The organism is Bacillus sp. JJ722 (genome assembly GCF_036963345.1).
GTDB lineage: Bacteria > Bacillota > Bacilli > Bacillales > DSM-1321 > Bacillus_AD.
This window is the reverse complement of record NZ_JBALMO010000257.1, coordinates 1-3357: the sequence shown is the minus strand read 5'-3', so window position 1 is coordinate 3357 and position 3357 is coordinate 1. Positions and strand designations below refer to the sequence as shown.

Sequence of the window (3357 nt, the reverse complement as noted above, 5' to 3'; positions counted from 1 at the left end):
AGAAACACACTTTACAAACAATAGAAAATGACATGATCAGCTCAAAAAATCTGGACGTGTATCTAACTCAGTATTTCTTAATGAAAAATATGGAGTTGAACGAAAAGTTGCTCATCGGAGAGAAAGGAAATATCTCAAGCCTTTTGAGTTCGCAAATTGGTGGTAAGGTTGAAATTTACGATTCATCTGGAACGAAAACAGAATCTTCATAAAAAATAAATAAGGAAGTTAGTGAAGATTTTAAAAAAGCGTTAAAGAGTGAGACAGCATATAGTATTATTGATTTTCATGCGAATGCTTACGGGACTAAATGGAATGATGGTAATGGGATTGAAACATACGTTTATAAAAAGACGTTGAAGGATGCTGTTAAGGTTGCTAAGGCAGTTCAAAAATCGATTGTTTCTGCTACGGGATTAAGAGATCCTGGAGTCAAGGAAAGTAATCTTCACATGCTTCGGGAAACTAATCCAACAGCAATTCTTGTTGAAGGACCGTTTATGTCGAATCGAAAAGAAGCAGAACTATTGAAAAGCGATTCTTTTAGAAGGAAATTCGCTTTAGCGATCGTTGAAGGTGTTGCTCAAGCTTATTATTTAAAAGCTGAAGAGAGAAAGATGGAAAGTTACGTCGTCTCTATACAGGTACTTTTGCTAGTGAAGTATCTGCTAAGGATTTTAAGTCACAAGTGGAGAAAGACTTTGATGTTACCTTACATCTACGTCCGGAAGGTAACGGGTATCGATTGTACACAGGAACATTTACATCTAAAATAGGAGCAGAAACCTTTAAAACAAATTCGATGTTACATTGCAAATGCGTGAAGAATAAGCAAAAGTCCGTCTCATTACGAGAGGGGCTTTGTTTACATATTTTCCAATAACAAAAAAGCCAGCAATAAAATGCTGGCTTTTCCTATATAGATTAACGTAATAATTGAAGAACACCTTGTGGTTGTTGGTTAGCTTGAGCAAGCATAGCTTGAGCGGCTTGTTGTAAGATGTTGTTCTTAGTCATTTCCATCATTTCTTTAGCCATATCAACGTCACGGATACGAGACTCTGCAGCTGTTAAGTTTTCAGATGATGTACCTAAGTTGTTAATTGTGTGCTCTAAACGGTTTTGGTTTGCCCCTAGTTTAGAACGCTCACCTGATACTTTGTCAATTGCAGTTTGGATTGTTGTTACAGTAGATGTTGCATCCTTGTGTGTTAAAACACTAAGAGCTTGTTCTACAATAGTGCTGTTTGTGCCGTCAGTAACTGCTAATTTAGCATCAGTAGTACCTTTTTTTGAGATGCCTAAAGCTTCTGAACGCATATCAGCAATATCTAATGATAAGCTTTGATTTTCATTTGCTCCAATTTGTAATTTAAGACTCTTTGTATCGTCAGCAACTTTACCAGCAGTTACAGTTGCTGGAGTTATATTAGCAGCATCTTTCTTGAAATCTCCTGCAGTTATAGTATTAGCACCTGCAGTTTTTGCAGTTAGAGTAATTGTACCATCACCATTATCAGTTGCTTTAAATGCATTTGTAGCGTCATCATTAATCTTTTTAGTTAAACCTGCAGTGCCATTAACAGTACTATCAGCAGAATAAGGTTTACCTCCGATAGTCATAGCTTCACCATCAGCAAAGGCAATATCAGTAGCTGCCATTTTATATACTGCTGTAGTTGCAGCACCATCTTTGCTACCATTTAATAGCTTTTGAGTATTGAACTCAGTAGTGTTACCGATACGATTGATTTCAGAAGTCAATTGGTTGATTTCTTTTTGCATTTCTTCACGATCTGCAGTTGTATTAGTGTCGTTACCAGCTTGTACAGCTAGCTCACGCATACTTTGTAGAATAGCGTGTGTTTCGTTCAATGCACCTTCAGCAGTTTGGATTAAAGAAATACCATCTTGTGCATTTTTAGAAGCCATGTCTAAACCGCGAACTTGTCCACGCATTTTTTCAGAGATAGCAAGACCAGCTGCGTCATCTCCAGCACGGTTGATTTTTAAACCTGATGATAATTTTTCCATGTTTTTAGTTGCTGCAGTTTGGTTAGCACCCATTTGACGATACGTGTTTAAAGCTGAAATGTTGTGATTAATTCTCATTTCAAATACCTCCATGTTTTTGTAAGGTTAGCATCCATGCCCACCTTATATAATTTTAATTTATGTTATTTACGTAGTTCTTCACGAAGAATTTGCACCGTTTTTGGAGCATTGATACTTAAGCGTAAAGCATCTTGATTGCTTGCTTTTTTCACTTCAATAACGATTTCTTCTCCAGAAGGACACGTAAGAATAACCTTTTCTCCTACAGTCCTTTGTATAGTTAAAGCCATTAATCTCCTTCTTCACTTTAATTCGAATTTTTTATTATGTTACAATACTAGTAGATAAACTTTTCAGAATATGTGTATCTTGTTTCAGATTTTTAAAATATTTGTATCTAATTTGTAAACTCTACTGATGTGCCTATCAGAAGGAATGAGAAAAAGATATGATACTAGGGAGGGCGAGGCGAAATAATGAATAAAAAAAAGATACTTATTATCGAAGATGAAGTAGCTATATCAGATCTGCTTTCGTATTCCTTAGATAAGGAAGGATTTATGACGTTTGTAGCTTATACGGGTGATCAAGGAAATAAACTTGTTCAGGAGTGTAATCCTGATATGATTATTCTGGATTTGATGCTTCCAGATACTAGTGGCTTTGAAGTTTGTAAGAGTATTGTTAAGGATTACAGGATTACAATTATTATGGTTACTGCTAAATCGGATTCAGTAGATAAAATTCTTGGGATAGAACTAGGTGCAGATGATTATATTACTAAACCATTTGATATAAGAGAAGTCATTGTGCGAGTAAGGGGGATTTTTAGAAGAATTGATCTGATAGAAGAATCTTTGGAATCAGAAGGATTTAAAACGATTAATGTAGGAAAAGAAGTAGTGATTTATATAGAAAAGAGAGAAGTTTATAAAAATCAAACAAGGATTGATTTAACAAATAAGGAGTATGAACTTCTTTTGTTCCTTGCGGAGAATAGGGGAAAGGTTTTTACTAGAGCTGATTTATTAGATAAGGTATGGGGTTTTGATTATGTGGGAGATACAAGAACTGTCGATATACATATACAAAGGTTGAGGAAAAAAATTGATGAAAGTAAAAATTCATTTATTGAGACGGTCTTTGGAGTTGGATATAAAATTGTATAAAAAGGAAAAGGAATACAATGAGATTTACGATTCAATATAAAATATTAATACCATTTCCCATCATCATATTTATTGGTCTATCTTCATTGCTTTTTGTATCAAACAACATCAATAAGAAACACACTTTACAAAC

4 protein-coding genes and 1 pseudogene are annotated in these 3357 nt (G+C 34.8%); 3 read left to right on the top strand and 2 right to left on the bottom strand.

Annotated features, from left to right (window positions below):
- Nucleotides 1-212 (top strand): annotated as a pseudogene (locus V7014_RS23125) (hypothetical protein); the annotation flags it as partial.
- Between the two features lie 3 nt (nucleotides 213-215).
- Entirely contained in the window at nucleotides 216-776 is a 561-nt protein-coding gene (locus V7014_RS23120) for an N-acetylmuramoyl-L-alanine amidase (RefSeq protein ID WP_335510763.1), read from the top strand.
- Between the two features lie 148 nt (nucleotides 777-924).
- Here V7014_RS23120 and V7014_RS23115 read toward each other — a convergent pair whose 3' ends face one another.
- Both V7014_RS23115 and V7014_RS23110 read right to left on the bottom strand, forming a co-directional pair.
- Complete coding sequence (locus tag V7014_RS23115) at nucleotides 925-2112, bottom strand: flagellin (RefSeq protein ID WP_335510761.1); 1188 nt, start codon at nucleotides 2110-2112, stop codon at nucleotides 925-927.
- Nucleotides 2113-2177: 65 nt separating this feature from the next.
- The gene (locus V7014_RS23110) at nucleotides 2178-2345 is read right to left on the bottom strand and encodes a carbon storage regulator (protein ID WP_335510759.1); all 168 of its coding nucleotides are present in this window, start codon (nucleotides 2343-2345) and stop codon (nucleotides 2178-2180) included.
- Between the two features lie 186 nt (nucleotides 2346-2531).
- Here V7014_RS23110 and V7014_RS23105 point away from each other — a divergent pair, with 186 nt between their 5' ends.
- On the top strand, nucleotides 2532-3224 hold the full coding sequence (locus tag V7014_RS23105; protein WP_335510757.1) for a response regulator transcription factor: 693 nt from the start codon (nucleotides 2532-2534) through the stop codon (nucleotides 3222-3224).
- Nucleotides 3225-3357 lie beyond the last annotated feature (133 nt).

Coding starts and splice junctions, on each gene's coding strand:
- V7014_RS23115 (WP_335510761.1), bottom strand. CDS start 2,112: ATGAGAATTAATCACAACATTTCAGCTTTAAACACGTATCGTCAAATG.
- V7014_RS23110 (WP_335510759.1), bottom strand. CDS start 2,345: ATGGCTTTAACTATACAAAGGACTGTAGGAGAAAAGGTTATTCTTACG.
- V7014_RS23105 (WP_335510757.1), top strand. CDS start 2,532: ATGAATAAAAAAAAGATACTTATTATCGAAGATGAAGTAGCTATATCA.